The 21001-nt window shown below is 72.7% G+C and carries 21 protein-coding genes and 1 pseudogene; 12 read left to right on the forward strand and 10 right to left on the reverse strand.

The annotated features are described in order from the left end of the window. Window positions 1–36 precede the first annotated feature (36 nt). The 6 genes from AMETH_RS26570 to AMETH_RS40840 form a co-directional block, all read right to left on the reverse strand. Window positions 37–1647: a helix-turn-helix transcriptional regulator gene (locus AMETH_RS26570; protein WP_017984237.1), complete on the reverse strand. Its 1611-nt coding sequence runs from the start codon at window positions 1645–1647 to the stop codon at window positions 37–39. Between the two features lie 7 nt (window positions 1648–1654). Further along, window positions 1655–2068: an MmcQ/YjbR family DNA-binding protein gene (locus AMETH_RS26575; protein ID WP_017984238.1), complete on the reverse strand. Its 414-nt coding sequence runs from the start codon at window positions 2066–2068 to the stop codon at window positions 1655–1657. Window positions 2069–2086: 18 nt separating this feature from the next. Further along, the gene (locus tag AMETH_RS26580; protein WP_017984239.1) at window positions 2087–3604 is read right to left on the reverse strand and encodes a CYTH and CHAD domain-containing protein; all 1518 of its coding nucleotides are present in this window, start codon (window positions 3602–3604) and stop codon (window positions 2087–2089) included. Between the two features lie 43 nt (window positions 3605–3647). After that, window positions 3648–4130 (reverse strand): DUF3237 domain-containing protein, encoded by a 483-nt coding sequence (locus tag AMETH_RS26585; RefSeq protein WP_017984240.1) that lies wholly within the window; start codon window positions 4128–4130, stop codon window positions 3648–3650. Between the two features lie 14 nt (window positions 4131–4144). Beyond that, complete coding sequence (locus tag AMETH_RS40835; protein WP_267283450.1) at window positions 4145–4540, reverse strand: LysR substrate-binding domain-containing protein; 396 nt, start codon at window positions 4538–4540, stop codon at window positions 4145–4147. A 63-nt stretch (window positions 4541–4603) separates the two neighbouring features. Beyond that, window positions 4604–4993: a helix-turn-helix domain-containing protein gene (locus AMETH_RS40840; protein ID WP_223842940.1), complete on the reverse strand. Its 390-nt coding sequence runs from the start codon at window positions 4991–4993 to the stop codon at window positions 4604–4606. 146 nt (window positions 4994–5139) lie between these two features. Between AMETH_RS40840 and AMETH_RS40845 the strand changes: the two genes are divergently transcribed. From AMETH_RS40845 to AMETH_RS26630, 8 genes are all read left to right on the forward strand, one after another. Then, window positions 5140–5373, forward strand: a complete 234-nt coding sequence (locus AMETH_RS40845; protein ID WP_017984241.1) for a cyclase family protein — start codon at window positions 5140–5142, stop codon at window positions 5371–5373. A 124-nt stretch (window positions 5374–5497) separates the two neighbouring features. Next, the gene (locus tag AMETH_RS37345; protein ID WP_223842941.1) at window positions 5498–6250 is read left to right on the forward strand and encodes an SDR family NAD(P)-dependent oxidoreductase; all 753 of its coding nucleotides are present in this window, start codon (window positions 5498–5500) and stop codon (window positions 6248–6250) included. Window positions 6251–7495: 1245 nt separating this feature from the next. Beyond that, on the forward strand, window positions 7496–8575 hold the full coding sequence (locus AMETH_RS26605) for a sensor histidine kinase (RefSeq protein WP_051079445.1): 1080 nt from the start codon (window positions 7496–7498) through the stop codon (window positions 8573–8575). Continuing rightward, window positions 8572–9327, forward strand: coding sequence for a LytR/AlgR family response regulator transcription factor (locus tag AMETH_RS26610; RefSeq protein ID WP_017984244.1), 756 nt, complete (start codon window positions 8572–8574; stop codon window positions 9325–9327). The genes AMETH_RS26605 and AMETH_RS26610 overlap by 4 nt, the downstream gene beginning before the upstream one ends. Window positions 9328–9497: 170 nt before the next feature. After that, window positions 9498–9842: a hypothetical protein gene (locus AMETH_RS26615; protein ID WP_017984245.1), complete on the forward strand. Its 345-nt coding sequence runs from the start codon at window positions 9498–9500 to the stop codon at window positions 9840–9842. Then, complete coding sequence (locus AMETH_RS26620; protein WP_017984246.1) at window positions 9842–11581, forward strand: sodium/solute symporter; 1740 nt, start codon at window positions 9842–9844, stop codon at window positions 11579–11581. The genes AMETH_RS26615 and AMETH_RS26620 overlap by 1 nt, the downstream gene beginning before the upstream one ends. A 77-nt stretch (window positions 11582–11658) precedes the next feature. Then, the gene (locus AMETH_RS26625) at window positions 11659–11994 is read left to right on the forward strand and encodes a DUF485 domain-containing protein (RefSeq protein WP_017984247.1); all 336 of its coding nucleotides are present in this window, start codon (window positions 11659–11661) and stop codon (window positions 11992–11994) included. Then, window positions 11991–13589, forward strand: coding sequence for a solute symporter family protein (locus tag AMETH_RS26630; RefSeq protein WP_017984248.1), 1599 nt, complete (start codon window positions 11991–11993; stop codon window positions 13587–13589). The genes AMETH_RS26625 and AMETH_RS26630 overlap by 4 nt, the downstream gene beginning before the upstream one ends. 344 nt (window positions 13590–13933) lie before the next feature. Here the strand turns inward: AMETH_RS26630 and AMETH_RS26635 are convergent, their stop codons facing one another. Continuing rightward, a complete protein-coding gene (locus tag AMETH_RS26635) occupies window positions 13934–14881 on the reverse strand; it encodes an ArsR/SmtB family transcription factor (RefSeq protein ID WP_017984249.1) in 948 nt (315 codons plus the stop codon). Between the two features lie 187 nt (window positions 14882–15068). Here AMETH_RS26635 and AMETH_RS26640 point away from each other — a divergent pair, with 187 nt between their 5' ends. Further along, a complete protein-coding gene (locus AMETH_RS26640) occupies window positions 15069–15683 on the forward strand; it encodes an RICIN domain-containing protein (RefSeq protein WP_017984250.1) in 615 nt (204 codons plus the stop codon). A 52-nt stretch (window positions 15684–15735) separates the two neighbouring features. Here the strand turns inward: AMETH_RS26640 and AMETH_RS26645 are convergent, their stop codons facing one another. Next, the gene (locus tag AMETH_RS26645) at window positions 15736–16761 is read right to left on the reverse strand and encodes a xanthine dehydrogenase family protein molybdopterin-binding subunit (RefSeq protein WP_410468241.1); all 1026 of its coding nucleotides are present in this window, start codon (window positions 16759–16761) and stop codon (window positions 15736–15738) included. A gap of 51 nt (window positions 16762–16812) precedes the next feature. Beyond that, window positions 16813–17228 (reverse strand): annotated as a pseudogene (locus AMETH_RS42780) (molybdopterin cofactor-binding domain-containing protein); the annotation flags it as partial. A gap of 46 nt (window positions 17229–17274) precedes the next feature. On the opposite strand from AMETH_RS42780, the gene AMETH_RS41720 reads away from it, so the two are divergent. Continuing rightward, complete coding sequence (locus tag AMETH_RS41720) at window positions 17275–17403, forward strand: hypothetical protein (RefSeq protein WP_267283452.1); 129 nt, start codon at window positions 17275–17277, stop codon at window positions 17401–17403. Between the two features lie 75 nt (window positions 17404–17478). Further along, window positions 17479–18444, forward strand: a complete 966-nt coding sequence (locus AMETH_RS26655; protein WP_017984253.1) for an acetylxylan esterase — start codon at window positions 17479–17481, stop codon at window positions 18442–18444. A gap of 78 nt (window positions 18445–18522) precedes the next feature. Here AMETH_RS26655 and AMETH_RS26660 read toward each other — a convergent pair whose 3' ends face one another. Continuing rightward, entirely contained in the window at window positions 18523–19233 is a 711-nt protein-coding gene (locus tag AMETH_RS26660; RefSeq protein WP_017984254.1) for a FadR/GntR family transcriptional regulator, read from the reverse strand. A 160-nt stretch (window positions 19234–19393) separates the two neighbouring features. On the opposite strand from AMETH_RS26660, the gene AMETH_RS26665 reads away from it, so the two are divergent. After that, on the forward strand, window positions 19394–20995 hold the full coding sequence (locus AMETH_RS26665) for an ABC transporter substrate-binding protein (protein WP_017984255.1): 1602 nt from the start codon (window positions 19394–19396) through the stop codon (window positions 20993–20995). Window positions 20996–21001 lie beyond the last annotated feature (6 nt).

The following is a 21001-nucleotide window of genomic DNA, read 5'->3' on the forward strand; positions in this document are numbered from 1 at the left end:
AATTCCCCGCCGCCCGGCATGGGTAGTTCTGCCCAGTCAGCCGATCCGGTGCTGGAACGCGTACGCCGCCGCCGCGGTGCGCGAGCCCACCCCGAGCTTGGCGAAGATGTTGCTGACGTGGCGCGCCACGGTCTTCTCGCTCAGCACCAGTTCCCGCGCGATCCCGCGGTTGGTGGCGCCGGCGGCCAGCAGCCGCAACACCTCGGTCTCCCGCGGGCTCAGCAGCGAGGCGCCGCGGCGGGCGCCGCGCACCCGGGCCAGGTCCGGTTCGGCGCCGAGCCGCGCGAACACCTCCGCGGCGGCGTCCAGCTCCACCTCCGCGGCGTCCTCGTCGCCAAGAGCGCGGCAGGCCAGCCCGACCAGGTACCGGGTCCGCGCCGCCTCGTAGGGCGCGTCCAGTTCGCACCACAGCCGCAGCGCCGTCCGCAACAGCGGCAGCGCCGCGGACTCGTCACCCGCGGCGAGGAGCGCCGCCCCGGTCGCGCCCGACGCCAGCGCGCGCAGGGCGGGCGTGTGGAACCGGCCGGCGATCGCGGTCAGCTCGGCCGCCGCCGAGCGGGCGCACCCCAGGTCGCCGTTGCCGATCGCGGCTTCCACCTGCGCGGGCAGCAGGCGGGACCGGCTGATGTCGTCCTCGGCCTCGGCCAGCGCGCGGCGCAGGGACGCGTCCGCCGCGTCGGCGCGGCCCTGGGCCAGGCGGAGCAGCGCCAGGCCCGGCTGGATGTCCCACCCCCTCTCGCCGGCCCGCCGGTAGGAGCTCTCCGCGTCGGCGAACTCGCCGCGCAGCCGGTGGATCTCGGCGAGCTGGTAGTAGGCCATCCCCGCGACCACCTGCCCGTACCGCTGGTCCAGCCGCGCGCAGGCCGTCCGCGCCTCGCGAACCGCGTCCGGCCAGTCGCCGACGAGCTGTAGCAGCTCCGAGCGGTGCACCCGGCAGATTCCGGAGTAGGCGCCGTTGAACTGCGGGCTCGCGTCGCACCAGGCGTTCACGGCGGCGGTCCACTCGCGGGCGCGGCCCAGCTCGTGCACGTCGCGGCAGGCGGCGATCATGCTGCAGTACATCCAACCGGTCACCTGGGACGAGCACGCGCCCGCGGAGATGTCGAGCATCGCCTCGTCCAGCAGCGCGAGCCCCTCCTCGACGCGGCCCTGCGCGAGCCGGGCGCGGCCCTGGACCTGCACCCCGATGGCCACGAGATCCCGGTCGCCGCACCGGTTCCCCAGCTCGACGGCCTCCGCGGCGGTGGCGAACGCGGCGTCCCCGGTCTGCCGCTCGGCCTCGCTGATCAGCAGGTAGCCGCGTTGCGCGCAGTCCGGGTCGTGCGCCAGCAGCCGCGCCGCCCGCGCCATCCAGCCCTGTGCGCGCGAGAACTCGCCATGGAACGCGCACACCTCGCGCAACCAGAAGGCGCACCGCACGGCCCGGCCGATCGCGCCGGCGTGGACGTGCTGCTCGTAGCAACGGCGGAACGCGTCGGCGGCTTCGTCCGGACGGCCCAGCAACAGGGCCAGCTCGCCGAGCCGCTCCAGGTCCGGCAGCGCGAGAGGGGTTTCCCGGTCGGCGGCGGCCAGGGAGTCACAGGCGTCGGCCCAGGCCCGCTGGTCGTAAGCCGCGCCGGCCCGCTCGAGCAGGACGCGCGTGTCCACCGGGTCATTAAACGCCCGCGATGTCCTCGTCACCAGGTCCGCCGGTCAGGCGGCCCCGCAGCTTCGCGGGCGCGACGGCGAGCCACCCGTCGGTGAGCGCTTCGCGCAGCGCTGTGCGGGACACCTTCCGCAACTGGACGAGCACCGCGGCGTAACCGTCGAAGTGCGGGATCGTGAAGAAGGCGTCCGGGTTCGTCGCGAGGACGGCCTCCTTCTCGCCGAGGTCGTCCACCCGGATCGCGAGGATCGGCCCGTCCGGTGGGGACTCGTCGCCGAACCGCCGGAGGTCGGCCTTGCTGAACGGCCGCACCCAGGCGAACGCCTTACCAGCGACGGACCACGTCTGGTGACCGTGCCGCTCCCCCTCGGTCACGTCGGGCAGCTCGGAAACCAGCCGCGCCACGTCGCCGACAGTCGCCATCGTCGAACGGTACCGCGGTCAGGGCGCGCCCGGCAGCTTCCGCCGCTCGAAGCTCTCCCGCAGGGCGGCGCGGCGGGCGTGGCCACGCTCGTACAGGCGCCCGAACACGAACGCGTCGGTCACCGAATCACCCGTTCGCTGCCGGAGGAGCTCACCCGCGCTCACCAGGTCGTGGTACTCGCCCAGCTCGCTCTGCACCTGCTTGACCGCCCGCCGCCACGAGCGCACCCGCTTGCCCAGCAACGGTTTCGCCACATCGGCCGCGTACCGCGCCGCCTTCGCCTTCTTGCGCACCTCGTGCAGAGCGGCGTCCGGGTCCCTCGCGTCGTGTACCGCCTCGGCCGCGGCCGTCAACCGCTGGTTCGCGCGGCGGAGGGCCTTGCGCAGCTCACGGCGCCCGGACTCGGCGGCGATCGTCAACGGCGGATCGGCCACCCACTCGTCGAGCGCGCCCAGCAGCCGGGCATACCGCTCGCCAGTCAGCTCCGCGACCAGCGACTGCCGGTCCCGCTCGGCTGCTTCGTCCAAATGGGACACAAGCGTGCGGCGGGCGTGCTCGGTTTCCGGCTCGCGCGGGAGGTTCGCGAGCTCGGCGAGCAGCGTTTCGCGCCGGACCTCGCCGTCGCGGGCCGGGGACAGCACCCGGCCGGCCCGCTTCAGCTCGTCCGCCAGCGCCTTCGCCCGGTCGCGCACGAAGAGGCGCCGGTAGCCGCGCAACGCGCTCCGCAGCCGCCGCATCGCGACGCGCAACTGGTGGACCGAGTCCTCGTCGCCGAGCCGGACGCCCTCGTCGTATCGGCGGATCGCCTCGACCTGCGCGCGCATGTAGGTCATGACGGTGTCCCCGGCGTTGCCGGGCTCCTCGTCGGCGGCCAGGTCGGCGGCGAGCAGGCGCCGCAGCTTCGACGGCCAGTGCGCGGGCCGCACCCCGTCCGCGACGAGGGCCTCGGCGATGGTGTCGAGGAGTTCCGGTTCGGCGTCGTCGAGTTCGACCTCGAGTTCACGCCAGTGGTCCAGGTGCGCGTGGTCGCCGGCGCGCTCGCCGTGGACGTGGTCGTCGGTGAGCACAGCCAGACGCCGCCCGTCAGTGGCGGCGAGGTCGTGGGTGAAGCGGTCGACGCGTAGGTGCGCGATCTCGACGAGGTCCGCACCACCGGTCCACTCGCGCGCGGCGTCGGCGAGTTCAGGTGGCAGGTGGTCGCCCGGCGGCAGCTGGGTCTCCTCGCGGGCCCCGGCTGTCGCCGGGCGCTTGAGGTGCCAGCCCGCGTCGTCCCCGCCGGTGCGGCGGCGCAGGGTCACGCCGGCGCGCGCCAGCCGGAGGTCGCGGGTGTCGTAGTAGGTGTTGTCGAGCCAGGACTCCCTCGGCGGGGCCTGCTCCGCCACGGGGCCCACCCCGGCCAGCCGCGGCACCGGCCGGCCGTCGTCGAAGTCGAACTTCCGCTCCCGCTCGATGACCGTCTTCGCGCCCATGGCCAGGAGTTCCCGCGCGACGACCGGCGGAAACCCGCCGACCGCCGGACAGGGGTCCCAGGCCACCCGGCGCCGCAACTCCACCCCCGGCGGTCGCCCAGCCCACGGTTCAGCAGACCGCGTACACGTCCAGCACCACCGCGTCCGGGCGGCGCAGTGCCGAGCTCACCGCGACGACGTGGTTGAGCCACGCGTGCTCCGGCGAGTCCTCGGCGGTCTCGAAGGTGATCGCGGTGCGGAAGCGGTACGTGGACGGGTCCGGGCACTGTCCGGCGAGCAACGCGGTCATCACCTCCGGCGGCCCGTGCCGCACGCCCCGGCTGACGATCGACACCAGCGAACCGTCGTCGGTCCAGGCGGTGTAGCGCGCCTCGACCCGTACCCAGCCGCCGGTCTGCAGGATCTGCCAGTCCGCGCCGCCGGGCAGGACGTCGGCGGACAGCCGCGGGCCGTCGACGCGGCCGCCCGTGATCGGCACGACCCGACGGCGGCCGTGCGGGGTGCCGCCGAGGTCGAGCACCTCGTCCAGCGTCACCTCCGCCCTGGCGAGGAACTCCAGACCGGGTCGCGGTGGCTCATACGGGGTCGCCATGACCCGGCAAACTATCAGGGATCCTGATTCAGGACAGCCGTCGCGCGGAGGACGACGTCCCGGAGGTACCGGTGCTCGGGATCGTCGTCGTACATCGGGTGCCACCACATCGCCTCGCGCAGCGGGCCGATTTCCAGCGGGCACGGCAGCGCCCGCACACCCAGCTCGGCGGGCACCCCGGCGGCGAGCCGGCGCTGCAGCAGCGCGACCCGGCCGGTGCCGCGGACCAGGCTCGGCACGGTCAGGAAGCTTTCCGTCACCACCTGCACGTTCGGCTCGATGCCGAGCATCCGCATCTGCCGCGCGGCGGGCGTGGACGCCGTCGGGCCGTGGTAGGTGACCACCCACGGCATCGTCTTCAGCTGCTCGACGGTCAGCTCCTCGCCCACGTCCAGGTTGTCCCGGGACACGAGGCACACCCAGTCGTCCAGGTACAGCTCGCGGTAGGGCAGGTCGGTTGAACCCGTGCGGCGTCAGCAGCAGGTCGTGGTTGACCAGGGCCTGCGCCGCCTGCTCGACCAGCGGCGGGGTGTTCGCGAGAACTCGCGGGCCGAGGACGCCGGGTCGAAGTCCGGTTCGGCGGCGAACACCCGCTCCACCCCGGAGATCGCGACGCGCACCCGTTCCTTGAGCTGCACCGCCAGCGGGGTCAGCCGGTAGGAGTTGCCGACCCGGATCAGCAGGTCGTCGCCGAAGTGCCGGCGCAGCTTGCCCAGGTGCGCGGACACCGCCGGCTGGCTCAGGCCCATCCACTCGGCCGCGCGCGTGACGCTGCGCTCCTGCAGCAGCGCGTGATACCTCCTATAACCGATTTCGTCTTCCCTGATACCGCTGCTCGCCGCCGCGGCCAAGCGGTGCTCCAACTGGGGGCCGCTGGGGAGCCGAGGACGTCCTCGGCACGCTGAACTTCCTGGACGAGGCCAAGCGCCGCGAAGGCGCCGCGCTCGTCCGGCAGGGCAAGAGCTTCTCGCTGGCCCAGCCGTTCGAGGCCGAGGGCGAAGGCGACCGGGTGACCGGCATCGAGACCACCGCGGGCCGGATCGCCGACCGCGGCGTTCTGCTCGACGTCGGGCGCGCGACCGGCGACGACGGCGAGCTGCCGGACGGGTTCGCGATCACGGTCGAGCACCTGGAGGCGACGATCGCCGCGCAGGGCGCGACCGCCTGCGACGGCCGCGGCGACCTGCTGCTGGTGCGGACCGGGCGGCTCACCCGCGCCCGGCCTCGGACGCGCAAGCGATGAGGGTGGCCGGCAAGGTCGTCGTCGTGACCGGCGCCGGGCAGGGGCAGGGCGCTGCGGAGGCACGGCTGCCGGCCGAGGAGGGCGCCCGGGTGATCCGCGTGGACCTGGGCGCCTCGCCGGTGGAATGTTGCCGGGGGTCGAGTACGTGCAGCTCGACGTCACCGACTCGGCGGGCTGGGCGGCGCTGGTGTCCCGGCTGGACCGGGTGGACGGGCTGGTCGCGAACGCCGGGGTCACCTGGCGGGCGCGGCTGGACGAGGTCGACCCGGCCGACCTGGAGCGAGTGCACGACGTGAACGTCGGCAGGGCGGTGCGGGCGATCCAGGCCGTGCTGCCGCTGATGCCCGCGGGCGGGTCGATCGTGACAGTCGGCTCGGTGGCGGCGCTGACCGGCCAGTACCCGGTGGCGTACACGGCGAGCAAGTGGTCGTTGCGCGGGCTGACGCGGGCGGGTGCCTGGAGCTGGGCGCGCACGGGATCCGGGTCAACGCGGTGCACCCCGGCTACATCGAGACATTCGATGACCGCCTCGGCGGCGACGGCCTTCCGGGACGCGAACATCGCGGAAACCCCGCTGGGCCGCACCGGAACCGTCGACGAGGTCGCGCCGCTGGTGGTGTTCCTGCTCCCGGACAAGGCGTCGTTCATCACGGGAGCGGAAATCCCGGGGGCGCCGCGATGGGGTTCGGCGGCGGCGTCGCCCTCCTGCTCGGCGGGGTGCTGGCCGACCTCAGCTGGCGCGGTCCGTTCGCGGTGTACCTGCTCGCGGTGCCGATGGTCGTGCTCGTGCTCCGGTTCGTACCCGAGGCGCCGAAGTCGCCGCGGGCTCCCGGCGGTCCACAACAGACACCGCGGCTGCTCGGCCTGTACGCGCTGATGTTCCTCGGCGTGGTCGTCTTCTACACCGTGCCGACGCATGCGCCGTTCTGGCTGGGCGCGGTCACCGGCACCGGCCCGGTCGTCGTCGGCGTGCTGATGTGCGCGCTGAACCTCGTCATGACGCTGGTCGGCCTGAACTGCCGGCGGCTGCGCGCCCGGTGGGACTTCCGCGTCCTCGCCGCCGTGCTCTTCGCCGCCTACGCGGCCGGGCTGGTCGTGCTCGGCCTCGCGGGCGGGATCTGGATGGCGGCGCTCGGCATGCTCATCACGGGCGTCGGCATCGGCCTGCAGAACCCGGTGATGAACGGGTGGGTGGTCGCCTCGGTCGACCCCGCGGCCCGCACCCGCGCGCTCGGGATGCTGACGTCCGCGTTGTTCCTCGGCCAGTTCGCCTCGCCGCTGCTGGCGCAGCCGGTGGTGAACGCCGTCGGCCTCGGCAATACCTTCGTGCTCGCCGGTGCTCTCGGCCTGGTGATCTCGGTGGTCCTGGTTTCCTGCGGGGCCGGGCAACCCGGATTCGCCCACCGCGTAAGGAGGTGCGTAGGCCCGCCGACAGGGAGGAAAGGGCATGCGCATCAAGGGAATTCTCATGGGGGCGGCGTCCGGGCGATCGGGCTGGCGGTGTTCGCGGCGCCTGCCGCGAACGCGGCGGACCCGGTGGACCGCGACCCGAACCCCGGCTCGACCGGCTCGTGCGGGTGGGTCAACGTGGTGCCGGACGTCGTCCACCGCGGCGACGTGGTGGACGTGGAAGCCAACTGCCGCAACGCGGTGGCGCTCCCCGAGTCCGACGTGCTGCTGAACTTCACGCCCACCGGCGAGCCGACGCACTGGTCGGCGACGGTGCCACCGAAGGCGAAGCGGGGCGCGCACACCGTGTCGATCACCTGCCCGGAAAACACCTGCACGAAGACGTTCTACGTAGTCCGATGAGGAAGCCCGGCGCGGGCCGAAGGTGGGTCTCCTGCTCGCGATGGGGAACGCGGGGTCGCGCCGCGCGACGCGCTCGACCACCGGGCCGCCCCGCCGACGCGGGCCACGAGTGGCAGGCCGCGTCCGGCCGGTGCGGGCGCCGTCTCCGCCGCGGTCGTCGGCGCGCTCGCCTGCTACGTCGAGGCCTCCGGCGACTGCGCCGACCACCCGCCGCCCGTCGTCGGCAGCGGGGCATGAGGAGCACCACCCCCGCCAACCCCCGCGCGGGGCAGGTCCGCCCCGTACGATCGACCGGCACTCATCGTGGTCGATGGGAGGACTGGTGGTCGCCGAGGAGGAGCCTGCGGGCGTGCGCGCCCTGTGGCGTGCCCGGCGCGCCCCGGACGCCGCCGACGTGCTCGCCACCGCGCGGCGCGTCGCCGGGCACCTCGCCGACGGGCTGTCCGGGCCGGGCGCGCGGGCGGCGGCGAAGGGCGTCCGGTCCCTGCTCGGCGTGCCCGCGGCCGGTTTGACCGACCTCTCCGGCGCAACCACCTGGGCCGGTCACCCGTCCGACGAGGACGCGGCCCGCGAACTCGTCTCCGCCGTCCTGCACAGCGAGACGCCGGCCGGGAAGGCGCCGCTGCGGGCGGTGCCGCTCGACGTCGACGGCGAGCTCGCCGGGGTGCTCGTCGTCGAGGGCGAGACGCCGCGCAAGGCCGTGCAGGAGGTGGCCCGGCTGGTCGCCGCCGCGCTGGAACGGGGCAGGCTGGAGGCGTCCGCGGAGCTGGCGGCGCAGTCGGAACTGCGGGCGCTGCGCGCGGAGATCTCCCCGCACTTCGTCTACAACGCGCTCACCGTCATCGCGTCGCTGGTGCGCTCCGACCCCGACCGCTCCCGCGAACTGATGCTCGACTTCGCCGACTACATCCGGCACAGTCTCGCCAGGCACGGCGAGTACACCGCGCTCGCGGACGAGTTCCACGCCATCGAGACCTACCTCGCGCTGCAGCGAGCCGTCCTCGGCGACCGGTTGCGCGTGCAGATCCGCGTCGCGCCGGACGTGCTCGCCGTGCCGGTGCCGTACCTGGTGCTGCAGCCGCTGGTCGAGAATGCCATCCGGCACGGGATCGAGCCGCTCGGCAGACCCGGCACGGTCTCGGTGCGCGGCGAGGCGGAAGGGAACGACTGTGTGATCAGCGTGGAGGACGACGGCGTCGGCATGCCACCCGCGGACGCGGAAGCGGTGCTCTCCGGCGACGGTGAGCGCGTCGGGCTGGCCAACGTCGACCGGCGGCTGCGCAGCGTGTACGGCCCCTGGTACGGCCTGGTCGTGGAGACCGCGCCGGGCGCGGGCACCCGCGTCGTGGTGCGGGTGCCCATGTTCCAGCCCGGGGTGGTCCTGCCGTGACCGGGCTGCGCGTGCTCGCCGTGGACGACGTGCCGCCCGCGCTGGAGGACATCTGCCAGCTGCTGCGGGAGGCGCCCGAGGTGGCGGAGGTGACCGGCGCCGGTGACGCGCTGACCGCGCTGCGGATGATCCAGAGCGAGCGGTTCGACGCGGTGTTCCTGGACATCTCGATGCCCGGCCTGGACGGGCTCGAGCTGGCCGGCCTGCTCGCGAAGCTGAGCGAACCGCCGGTGATCGTGTTCGTGACGGCGCACGACGGGCACGCGGTGACGGCGTACGGCATCGGCGCGGTGGACTACCTGCTGAAACCGGTGCGCGCGGAACGGTTGTCGGCCGCGCTGGGGAAGGTGCTGCGGATGCTGCCCGCGGGCGCGCCGAAGTCGCCCGAACTGGCCGACGCGCTCGCGGCGCTGCCGGTCGAGTCGCGGGGGCGGACGCGGTACGTGCGGCGCAGCGAAGTGCTGTTCGTCGAGGCGCAGGGCGACTACGTCAAGCTGCACACGCGTGGTGGCGTGCACGTGGTGCGGATGCCGATCTCGCGGCTCGCGGAGTACTGGGAGGGCAGCGGGTTCGTGCGGGTGCACCGCGGATACCTGGTGGCGCTGGACGCGGTGCGCGAACTGCGCAGCGATTCCGTCGGAGGGCTGCTGGCACACACGGCGGCCGGGGACGTCCCGGTGAGCCGGCGGCACGCCCGCGAGCTGCGGGAACGCCTGTTGCGCGCCGCGCAGCGCAGCGAGCTGGGGCGGTGATCATGGCACTCCCCACCGCGGAGCGCCGCGGCGATCATAGGCGGCCCGGCGGACGCTTCCGCGCCGCTGCGGCGGCTGCCGCGCAGCGGCGGCACGCTCCGGGATGCCCTCACCTGCGGATCCGAAGTACCGCGGAATCCCCTGTCCCCTACCCCGAGGGGAGGTGCTGAATGCCCAACCGCCGTGTCGCGGTGATGAGTCCGCAGACCCGGCTCGCCCATGCGCGTCGTAGGCAGCGGGGGCGCTGGCGGCCACCGCGGCTCGAAGCGGCCGACGCCGAGCGCGCCCTGCGGAACTACCGCCGCCAACGCCGCCGGGCGGTCGCCGCTCTGCTGCTGCTCTTCGCGGTGCTCGCCGGGCTGCCCGTGCTGTTCGCGGTCTGGCCCGCGCTCGACCACGCGCGCCTCGCCGGGGTGCCGGTCTCCTGGCTGGTGCTGGCGGTCGTGCCGTACCCGCTGCTGATCGGGCTCGGGCACTGGCACCTGCGTCGCGCCGAACGAGCCGAGAAACCCTGATGGTCGGCCTCTTCGCGGTCGCCCCGGTCGTTCTCGTCACGCTCTTCATCGGGCTGCGCGGGGTCGCCGCCATGCGCACCACCTCCGACTTCCTCGTGGCCTCCCGCCGGGTCACTCCGCTGCTCAACTCGGCCGCCGTGTCGGGCGAGTACCTCTCCGCGGCCTCGTTCCTGGGCGTCGCCGGGCTCGTCGTCAAGGACGGGGTCGGCGCGCTTTGGTACCCGGTCGGCTTCACGGCCGGGTACATCGCCATGCTCGTCCTCGTCGCCGCGCCCATGCGCCGCTCCGGGGCGCTCACCGTGCCCGACTTCGCCGAAGCCCGGCTCGCCTCGCCGGCGCTGCGCAGGCTCGCCGCCGTCGTGGTGCTCGTCATCGGCGCGCTCTACCTCGTCCCCCAGTTCCGCACTTCCGGCCTGGTGCTGAGCGTGGTCAGCGGCACGCCCTACTGGGTCGGCGTCGTCCTCGCCGGGGCCGCCGTCGCCACCACGCTCGCGCTCGGCGGGATGCGCGCGGCGACCTACGTGCAGGCCTTCCAGTTCGTGCTGAAGGTCGTCCTGTTCGCCGTCCCCGCGCTGTGGCTGGCGATCACGGCAGGCGCCGCCGCCCGCGACGAGGCCCTGCACCCCGCCGAATTCACCCAGCTCCGCGAGGACACGCGCGTGGTCTTCCGCGTCGACGTGACCCTGGAGGCCACCCAGCCCATCCGGGCCAGGGAGTCCGACGGCACACCGGTCACGCTCGCCCCCGGCCCGCACACCTTCGCCGCGGGCGAGGAACTCGTCTTCCTCGCCGGGCAACCGGTCCCGCGGCTGCCCGGCAGCGCCCCGCCCGGCGCCGCGGGCTGGGAACGGCCGCTGCTCAACCTGAACAACGAAGGCCACCCGTTGCTCGGCACCCTCGCCGTCCTGGTCGCCATCGTGCTCGGCACCATGGGCCTGCCGCACGTGATCATGCGCTTCCACACCAGCCCCGACGGCCGCGCCGCCCGCCGCACCGCCGCGCTCACCGTGGCGCTGCTGTCCGCGTTCTACGTCTTCCCCGGCGTCTACGGCGTGCTCGGCCGGGTCCTGGTGCCGCACCTGTACCTGTCCGGCGCCACCGACACCGCGGTCGTCGCGCTGCCGATGCAGGTCGACACCGGCTGGGCGGGCACGTTGTTCACCGGACTGCTCACCGCGGGCGCGTTCGCCGCGTTCCTCGCCACTTCACTGGGCCTGCTGCTGGCGGTGTCCGGCGCGATCGCGCACGACCTCGCGCCGGGCGGGCTGGCCCGGCTGCGCGGCACGGTGGTCGCCGCCGCGGCCGCGGTGGTGCTGCTCGCGCTGTTCGCCGTGCACCTCGACGCGGGCGTGCTCGTCACGTGGGGGTTCACGGTCGCGGCGTCGACGTTCTGCCCGCTGCTCGTCCTCGGCATTTGGTGGTCGCGGCTGACCGCGCGCGGCGCGATCGCCGGGGTCCTCACCGGACTGCTCGCGTCGTCCGGCGCGATCCTCGCGACACTGGCCGGGGCGGACGTGCACGGCGTGCTCGCGATCCTGCTCGCCCAGCCCGCGCCCTGGTCGGTTCCGCTGGCTTTCGGCACGATGGTGGTGGTTTCCCTGCGCGGGCGGCCGCCGGCCTGGGCGATCACCGCCATGTTGCGGCTGCACCTGGACGAGAACCCGCCGCGGCAGGCCGGTCCGCGCCGCCGTTCGACGGGTTTCCGCGACCGCTTGTCGACCGTTCGTCGCGCCCGCTGACGGTTGGTCGCCACGCCACGGCGCCGCACGTCGTGACCTCCTAACGTGTCCGCCACCACACGACAAGGAGGTCTCCAGTGGCGGCCACCGAGCACGATCTCGGCCACGAGGAGTGGACGCGGGTCCACTCCAGCCCCGAATTCGCGCAGCTGCGCCGAAGGCTGCGGGGCTTCGTCTTCCCGATGACCGCGTTGTTCCTGGGCTGGTACCTGCTGTACGTCCTGCTCGCCGACTACGCGCACGGGTTCATGTCGACCAAGCTGGTCGGCAACTTCAACGTCGGACTGCTGCTGGGACTGCTGCAGTTCGTGTCCACGTTCCTGATCACCGGCCTGTACGTCCGCTTCGCCAACCGGAAGCTGGACCCGATCGCCGACCGCATCCGTGAGGACGTCGAGGGAGGCGCGCGATGAACCTCGCCGCGGGAGTCGCGGGCAGCAGCCCCGCGCTCAACATCAGCATCTTCGGCCTGTTCGTGGCCGTCACACTGGTGATCGTGCTGCGCGCCAGCCGGAACACCAAGACCGCGTCGGACTACTACGCGGCCGGGCGCGCGTTCACCGGACCGCAGAACGGCATCGCGATCGCCGGTGACTACCTGTCGGCCGCATCGTTCCTCGGCATCGCCGGCGCCATCGCGGTGTACGGCTACGACGGGTTCCTGTACTCGATCGGCTTCCTGGTGGCGTGGCTGGTCGCGCTGCTGCTGGTCGCGGAGCTGCTGCGCAACACCGGCAAGTTCACGATGGGCGACGTGCTGGCGTTCCGGATGCGGCAGCGGCCGGTGCGCGCGGCGGCGGCGACGTCCACGCTCGCGGTGAGCTTCTTCTACCTGCTGGCGCAGATGGCCGGCGCCGGTGTGCTGGTTTCGTTGCTGCTGGGAGTGTCCAGCGGGATCGGGCAGTCGGTGGTCATCGCCGTAGTGGGTGTCGTGATGATCATCTACGTGCTCGTCGGCGGCATGAAGGGCACCACCTGGGTGCAGATCATCAAGGCGGTGCTGCTGATCGCGGGCGCCGCGCTGATGACCGTGTGGGTGCTGGGCAAGTACGGGCTCAACCTGTCCGCGCTGCTGCAGGGCGCGGTGGACCGCTCCAGCGAGGCGGTGCTGAACCCGGGCGCCCGCTACGGCGCGACCGGCACGTCGAAGATCGACTTCCTGTCGCTGGGCCTGGCCCTCGTGCTGGGCACCGCGGGCCTGCCGCACGTGCTGATGCGGTTCTACACCGTGCCGACCGCGAAGGAAGCCCGTCGTTCGGTCGTGTGGGCCATCGCGCTGATCGGCCTGTTCTACCTGTTCACGCTGGTGCTCGGCTACGGGGCGAACGCGCTCGTCGGCGCGGACGTGATCCGGAAGGCGCCGGGTTCGGAGAACGCGGCGGCGCCGCTGCTGGCGCTGGAACTCGGCGGGCCGGTGCTGCTCGGGTTCATCGCCGCGGTCGCCTTCGCGACGATCCTCGCCGTGGTCGCCGGACTGACGATCACCGCCTCGGCGTCGTTCGCGCACGACATCTACGCGAACGTGATCAAGAAGGGCAAGGTGGACGACCCCAACGGCGAGGTGCGGGTCGCCCGGATCACCGCCGTGGTGATCGGCGCGGTCGCGATCGTCGGCGGCATCCTGGCGAAGAACCAGAACGTCGCGTTCCTGGTGGCGCTGGCGTTCGCGGTGGCGGCGTCGGCGAACCTCCCGACGATCCTGTACTCGCTGTTCTGGAAGCGGTTCAACACCTCGGGTGCGCTGTGGAGCATCTACGGCGGCCTGGCGATCACGATCACGCTGATCGTGTTCTCGCCCGCCGTGTCCGGGACGCCGAAGTCGATGCTGCCGAACGCGGACTTCGACTGGTTCCCCCTGCAGAACCCGGGCCTGGTGTCCATCCCGGCGTCGTTCCTGCTCGGCATCGTCGGCACGTTGCTGTCGAAGGAGCACGACGAGCGCAAGCACGCGGAGATGGAGGTCCGCTCGCTGACCGGCGCCGGCGCCGAAAAGGCGACGGCGCACTAGCCGCCCCGCCTTCTCCCCGGGCCCCGGCGCCGCTGCCCTGGCGCCGGGGCTCGCTCATGCCGGTGGTGCCGTACCGACCGTGCCGGACTCGCTCACGCGGAAGTGCCGCCCGCGCGACAAGTCCCACACGGCCGCCGGGGACACGCGCGACCCCACCACGCCTGGAGCCGCACCGACGCCCCGCCCCAACCAACGGCGCCCCGCCGTTCCCCAAACCCCGGGCACCATCACCGCGGCGCCAGGCCACACCCCTCCGAAGCCCCCCGGCATGTGCCATTCGGCGAAGCCGCGCCGCTGCCCTTCACCCCGAGCCCCGGCGCCGCTGCCCCGGCGCCGGGGCTCGCTCACGTCGAAGCGCCGTCCACCAACGCCATTCCCAGTGGGGTCAGTGAATGACGCACCGTGTTGCGGTTGCGGTGGCTCGCGATCAGGCCGGCCGCCCGCAGCACCGACATGTGCTTGCTCGCCGCGGACGGGGTCACCCCCAGGCGCGCCGCCAGGTCCGACGTGCTGCACCCGGCCGCCGCCAGGACCATCGCCGCCGCGCGGGTCGGTCCCAGCAGCGCGGCCAGTGCGCGCGGGGTGGCGTGCCGGGCACGGCGGACGCGCGAGTCCTCAGCCGCCGCGGGGTAACCGAGGCGAACCGGGCCCGCCGAGCCGGGCACGATCCACGGCTGCACCGCGAAGTAGGTGGGCACCAGCAGCACCCCGGCCGTCCGCCGCGGCGTGCCGGGGCTCGCCACGCCCGTCACCAGGTACGGCGGCTCCCACCGCAGCACCGGGCGCAGCGTGGCCAGCAAACCGTCCACCCCGCCGTCGGCCAGCGCCTGGATCCGCGCCTGCCGGTCCACCTCGACCCGCGCCCGCACGGTGTCCCAGTGCGGCGCCAGCGCGACCATGAAGTACTCCCGCAACGCCTGCACCAGCCGCGACAACGCGGCGTCCGAACCGGACCGCAGGGCCGCGGCCCACGGCGGCAGGCCGTGCGGCTCCGGCAGCGCCGCCAGCGCGGCACGCAGCCGGTCCGGCGGCGTGCCCAGCACCGTCGCGAGCCCGGACGCCAGGTCACCGCCCGCGGGCAGCAGGAACTCCGGCACCTCCCCCGGCCCGTACAGCCACCGCAGCACCGGGAACGACTCCGGCAGCCGCCCCCGGACGCGGCGCCGCCACCAGCCGAACGCCACCTCCTCGTCCAGCAGCAGCCGCACGCTGCTCGCCAGCTCCCAGCACGGATCGGCGGCGTTGGACAGCCCCACGCGGGTGAGGTCGCGCGACTTCAGCTCCAGGCGCACCGGCGATCCTCTCCGCGAAACTGTGGCAGCACTGGAGAGATCGTTCGCGATACCGGTCCGTTACACCGTTGAACAGCGTTGTTGAGCGTCCGGGAAATGTGGTCGACTCCGGAGCGCCGCCACGGCGAAGATCCAATCCCGGGGTGCGGCCGGAGGATTCCGCGCCCCGTCACGGAATGGGGAACCCATGAGAAGACTGAAGCGGCCGTTCGCGGCCGCGGCACTGCTGGCCGGCCTGCTGTCGCTGTTCGTGGCGCCGAACGCGGGCGCGGCCCAGCAGGCAGGCGAGCCGGTCACGTCGCTGGACGGGCTGGTGCTGCGCCCGGCGCACCCGAACCAGGTCAAGGGCGGCGTCAACACGATGGCCGAGGAGCAGGCCTACCTGCTCGGCCCGGCCTCGGACCCGGCTCGCTGCCTGGACGCCGACCTCAACACCATCAACCGCAACGGCACCAAGGTGCAGCTGTGGGCGTGTGACCAGTACGCGGCTCAGCAGGCCTGGTACATCCGGCTGATCCCGGAGGGCTACTACCGGTTCCAGAACGCGTACAGCGGCCGCTACCTCGACGCCGACCTGAACACGATCAACCGCAACGGCACCGTCGTGCAGCTGTGGGACTACGTGGCAGGCGCGAAGAACCAGTGGTTCGCCGCCAGCGAGATCCCCGAGGGCTACCTGCGGCTGCAGAACGTGCAGAGCGGCCGGTACCTCGACGCGGACCTGAACACCAGCTACCGCAACGGCACCGTCGTGCAGCTGTGGCAGTACGTGGCGGGTGCGCAGAACCAGTGGTGGTACTGACGCTCCGATGCACGCCGGGCGCCGGCAAACCGGCGCCCGGCGTTCGTCCGGTTCAGAGCAGTTTGTCCAGCGTGATCGGCAGGTCGCGCACCCGCCTGCCGGTCGCATGGAACACCGCGTTCGCCACGGCCGCCGCCACCCCGGTGATGCCCACCTCGCCGGCGCCGACGACACCCAGCGGCGTCGACGGCTCCGGATCGTCCAGAGTGGACACCCCGATGCGCGGGACGTCGGCGTGCACGGGCACGTGGTACTCGGCCAGGCTGGGGTTCATGATCCGCCCGGTGCGCGGGTCGACCAGGGTCTCTTCGGACAGGGCCATGCCGATGCCCATCACGATCCCGCCCCGCAACTGGCTCGCCGCGGTCTTCGCGTTGACCACCGTGCCGATGTCGAACACCCCCAGCCACCGCGAGATCCGCACCTCCCCGGTGTCCGGGTCGACGCGCACCTCGCAGAGCTGCGCCCCGGTCGCGGCCCGCACCCGCCGCCGGTCGCGCACGAACCGGCCGATGAGCCGGGCCTGCCCGGCGAGGCGGCCGAACCGGGCGCCGGAGCCGACCGACACCTCCACGTGCGGCACGCCCGCCTGTCGCACGGCCGCCACCAGGTCGGCCCCGGACCCCTTCGGCAGCCGCCGCTTCAGCTTCTCCGCCGCTGCGAGCACGCTGGCCGCCACGCTCGCGGTCTGCGTCGAACCGCCCGCGGTGGGCGCCACCGGCAGCGCCGAGTCGCCGTATTCGACGCGCACCGCGTCGACCGGCACGCCGAGCGCGTCCGCGGTGATCTGCGCCTGCGCCGTCGCGGCGCCCATGCCCATCTCCTGAAAGCCGCAGCGCAGGAGGACCGTGCCGTCGGCCGACAGCCGCAGCGTCACGTTGGTGGTGAACAACCACGCCGGGTGGTAGGCGGTGGCGACGCCCATCCCGACCAGCCACCGGCCGTCCCGCGTCGCGTCCGGCTCCGGCGCCCGGTCCCGCCAGCCGAACCGCAGCGCGCCGGCTTCGTAGACCTCCCGCAGCCTGCGGTGGGTGAACTCCTTGCCGTCCAAGGGGTTGCGCTCGGGTTCGTTGCGCATCCGCAGCTCGATCGGGTCCACGCCCAGTTCGGCGGCCAGTTCGTCGACCGCCGACTCGACCGCGAACGTGCCGATGGACTCGCCGGGCGCGCGCATCGACGTGTTCGGCACCAGGTCCAGTTCGACCGTGCTCGCCTGGATGAGGATGTGGTCCGCGTCGTAGAGGTGCCGGGACTGCGAGGTGACCTGCTCCGGCGCGCCGCCGACGCGGCCGACGCGGGTGACGCTCGTGTGGATCAGCGCGGTCAGCGCGCCGTCGCGGTCCGCGCCGAGCGCGACGCGCTGGATCGACGGCGTCCGGCCGCCGACGGTGCGGTACACGTCCGCGCGGGTCAGCGCGAGCCGGACCGGCCGTCCGGTCGCGCGGCGGCCAGCGCGGCGAGGATCGTGCCCGGCCAGACCATGGCCTTGCCGCCGAAACCGCCGCCGACGAACGGCGCGATCACCCGCACGTCGGCGAGGGGCACGCCGAAGCGGACGGCGAGGTGGTTGCGGCACCGCTACCCGCCGCCGGTGATGGCGAAGCTGTACGCGGAGGACCCGGTGATCGCCGAGTTGTGCATCGAGTTCGCCCCGACGGCGAAGCGGATGCTGCGAGCACTGGCGGCGGGGCTGCCGACACTGCGCGAAAACCGCGACTGAACCTCCCTTGTCCGGTGTGGACAGAATCCGCCGAACCCCTCGTCGGCGGCGGTTTCCGGCGCTAGGGTCACGATCGTGACGACGCTGTACGACTTGCCGCTGTCCGAGCTGGCCGAGTACCGGCCGCCACTGGACGAACCCGCCGACCTGGACGCCTTCTGGGCCACCGCGCTGGCCGAAGCGGACCGGTCACCGCTGGACCCGGTTTTTCGTCCACAGAAGACGTTGCTGCGGACGGTGGACGTGTTCGACGCGTCGTTCACCGGCGCGGCCGGGCAGCGGATCTCCGCGTGGCTGCTGCTGCCGCGCGACCGGCCGGCCAAGCTGCCGTGCGTCGTGCAGTACCTGGGGTACAACCTGGGGCGCGGCCTGCCGCACGATTACCTGACCTGGTCGGCGTTCGGGTACGCCCACCTGGTGGTGGACACGCGCGGCCAGGGCGGGAAGTCGGTGCCCGGCGCGACGGGAGATTCGTGGTCGGCGGGGCCGCACGTGCCGGGGTTCATGACGCTGGGAATCCGGGACCCGGCGCAATACTTCTACCGGCGGGTGTACGTCGACGCGGTGCGCGCGGTGGCTGCGGCGCGGGCGCACCCGTCGGTGGACGCGGACCGGATCGTGGTGGCGGGCGGCAGCCAGGGCGGTGGGATCACGATCGCCGCTGCGGCACTGGCGCCCGGGGTCGCGGCCGCGATGCCGGATGTGCCGTTCCTGTGCCATTTCCGCCGTGGGGCGGAGATCGCTTCCGAGGGGCCGTACCTGGAGCTGGTGACGTGGCTGGCCGCGCACCGGCACCGGGCCGGAGAGGCGTTTGCCACGCTGCGGTATTTCGACGGGGCTGTGTTGGCTTCGCGGGCTTCGGCGCCTGCTTTGTTCAGCGTGGCGTTGCGGGATCCGGTTTGTCCTCCGTCGACGGTTTTCGCGGCGTTCAACCGGTGGGGTGGGGATTCGGAGATCCGGGTGTGGGAGTGGAATGAACATGAAGGGGGGCAGGGGGCTCAGGTCGCTGAACAGGCCTCTTGGCTTTCTGGGGTTTTATAGGCGCTACGCGTTTTTGTGCGTTGCCGGGCGCCGGTTTGCGGTGGTGGCTGTGAGAAGAAGAAACCCGCGTAGCGCCCCCTAGTCAACCGGCGCCGCGGCCCCGAAACCCCCGTACTTGCCGGCCTTCGCGCGCTTCCGCACCTCGTCGAAGTGCCGGTGCACGGCCTCCTCAGCGGCATCGGCGTCCCCGGCCGCCAGCGCATCGACGATCGCCTGGTGACGCTTCGCCGTGGAGCTCGCCGAGCCGGCTGGGCCGCCCAGCTCGGCCTCCGCCGCCCGGTACACGTCCCAGAACAGGCGCGTCAGCTCGCGGGCCAGGTCGAAACCGGCCTCGGCGCAGATCAGGTCGTGGAATTCACGATCGGCGGCCGCGCTGTCCGGGCCCTTGCGCATCCGCGCCACGCACGACTCCAGCGCCGCGATCAGCTCCGGCCGGTGCCGCCGCGCCACCCGGCGCGTCAGCTCGGTCTCCAGCATCTCCCGTACCTCGAGCAGGTCCCGCAACCGGCCCGTCGTCCCGGCCCCGGGCGTCCGCGTGCGGAACAGCAGCCACGTCCGCAACGCCTCCGAACCGGCCGAGCCGACGAACGTGCCGTAACCGTGCCGCACCTCGACGATCCCCAGTGCCCGCAGCGCCCGGATCGCCTCGCGGATCGAATTGCGGCTCACCCCGATGTCGGCCATCAGGTCGAGCTCCGTCGGCATCGGCGAGCCGGGCGGGAGGTCCCGCTCGATGATCAGGTCGATGATCCGTTTGCTGATCTCGTCGCCGAGCTGAGGGCGTGCCACATCCAACTCCCCGCCTGCTGACCGCCGGATTTCCGGACATCCTACGTCAGACCCCTTGACCACGGGACGCGCCACTGTTTACAGTCACCCGATCGCAGGACGTCCTACGTCCTACTTCTCTGCTCCGGCCTGATCAACGACGCACAAGTCAGGAGACGTCATGTCGCACAGCCTGTCCGGCCTCAGCCGCCGCGATTTCCTGCGGTACACCGGACTCGCCGGCACGGCCGCGGCCTTCTCGGTCACCTTGGGGGCCTGTGGCGGACCGGCGTCCACCAACACCACGGGCAGCTCCACCGGCACGCTCACCGCGGTCATCGGCTACGGCAACAACCAGACCTGGGACCCGCTGCAGACCGCGTCGGCCTTCTCGATGGCCGCCAACCTGCACTGCTACGAATCGCTGGTCGAGGGCGACCCAATCACCCGCGACCCGTTCCCCGGCCTGGCCAAGGCGCTCCCGGCCGACCTCACCGGCACCAGCCTGAAGTTCGAGCTGCGCGACGGCGCCAAGTGGCACGACGGCACCCCGGTGACCGCCGACGACGTCGTCTTCACCTACGCCCGCGTGCTCGACCCCAACGAAAAGGTGCTGGTTCACAGCTTCTTCGCGGACTGGCTCGCCGAAGTCCGCAAGACCGGCGAGAACTCCGTCGAGTTCGTGCTCAAGCACCCCTTCCCGTACGCGCTCAAGCGCATCCAGACCGCCAAGATCTGCCCCAAGCACGTCTTCGAGGGCAAGTGGAAGGACGCCGCGGGTGGCAAGGTCGTCGGCTCCGGCCCGTACAAGGTCGTCGAGCAGGCCCCGCTGTCCTACACCCGGTTCGAGAAGTTCGCCGAGTACAACGGCCCGCGCCCGGCGGCCTACCAGTCCATGCTGTGGAAGTCGATCGTGGACGCCGCGCCGCGCGTCGCGGCCATCTCCGGGGCCAACCCGGAGGCGCAGATCGTGGAGAACATCCCGGCGGCCAACGCCGAGCAGCTGCGCAAGTCCGGCCGCAGCGTCGAGTTCGCCGACGGCGGTAACAACCTGTTCCTGATGTTCAACACCGCGCACGCGCCGTTCGACAACAAGCTCGTGCGGCAGGCCCTGCACTACGCCATCGACAAGCAGAAGATGATCCAGATCGGCCTGCAGGGCGCGGGCACGGCGGCGACCTCGTTCATCAACCCGAAGCTGCCCGCGTCCCAGCCCGCCGCCAACGACTTCGCCTACAACCCGGACAAGGCGAGGCAACTGCTCCAGCAGGCCGGCGTCACCAACCTGACGATCACCCTGTCCACCACCAACACCTCGCTCGTCTCGGACTGCGTGAAGGTCATCAAGGAGGGCTGGGACGCGATCGGCGTGACCACCACGCTGGACTCGCAGGACACCAAGGCGCTGTTCTCGAAACTGGACAGCGGCAAGGACTTCGAGGTCGTCGCCACCACCAACAACCCGCTGCAGTTCGGCAACGACCCGGACCTGCTGACCCGCTACTACTACGACAAGACGTCGGTGCTGATGACCACCTACGCCCGGTGGACCGGCCCGGAGTCGCAGGCCCTGCTGGACCTGCAGAACCAGGCCGCCGCGGAGACCGACGAGGCGCGCCGCGCGCAGCTCACCAAGCAGCTGCTGGACCTGATCTCCGAGCACGCCGTCATCTACCCCGTGGTGTTCACCCAGCTCGGCACGGCGTGGAACGCGCAGAAGATCACCGGCGTGCGGGCACAGGGCTACCCGGGCATCTACCTCAACCAGGCCAAGCCGGTCTGAGGAGCG

The sequence above is a fragment of the Amycolatopsis methanolica 239 genome, assembly GCF_000739085.1.
In the GTDB taxonomy this organism is placed as follows: domain Bacteria; phylum Actinomycetota; class Actinomycetes; order Mycobacteriales; family Pseudonocardiaceae; genus Amycolatopsis_E; species Amycolatopsis_E methanolica.

Bases quoted from the DNA above. Each gene is read 5' to 3' on its own strand.
- AMETH_RS26585 (WP_017984240.1), bottom strand. From the start codon at position 4,130: ATGGCGACCCCGTATGAGCCACCGCGACCCGGTCTGGAGTTCCTCGCC.
- AMETH_RS26640 (WP_017984250.1), top strand. From the start codon at position 15,069: ATGAGAAGACTGAAGCGGCCGTTCGCGGCCGCGGCACTGCTGGCCGGC.
- AMETH_RS26645 (WP_410468241.1), bottom strand. From the start codon at position 16,761: ATGCGCAACGAACCCGAGCGCAACCCCTTGGACGGCAAGGAGTTCACC.
- AMETH_RS26605 (WP_051079445.1), top strand. From the start codon at position 7,496: ATGGGAGGACTGGTGGTCGCCGAGGAGGAGCCTGCGGGCGTGCGCGCC.
- AMETH_RS26575 (WP_017984238.1), bottom strand. From the start codon at position 2,068: ATGGCGACTGTCGGCGACGTGGCGCGGCTGGTTTCCGAGCTGCCCGAC.
- AMETH_RS26630 (WP_017984248.1), top strand. From the start codon at position 11,991: ATGAACCTCGCCGCGGGAGTCGCGGGCAGCAGCCCCGCGCTCAACATC.
- AMETH_RS37345 (WP_223842941.1), top strand. From the start codon at position 5,498: ATGTTGCCGGGGGTCGAGTACGTGCAGCTCGACGTCACCGACTCGGCG.
- AMETH_RS26665 (WP_017984255.1), top strand. From the start codon at position 19,394: ATGTCGCACAGCCTGTCCGGCCTCAGCCGCCGCGATTTCCTGCGGTAC.
- AMETH_RS26615 (WP_017984245.1), top strand. From the start codon at position 9,498: ATGCCCAACCGCCGTGTCGCGGTGATGAGTCCGCAGACCCGGCTCGCC.
- AMETH_RS26620 (WP_017984246.1), top strand. From the start codon at position 9,842: ATGGTCGGCCTCTTCGCGGTCGCCCCGGTCGTTCTCGTCACGCTCTTC.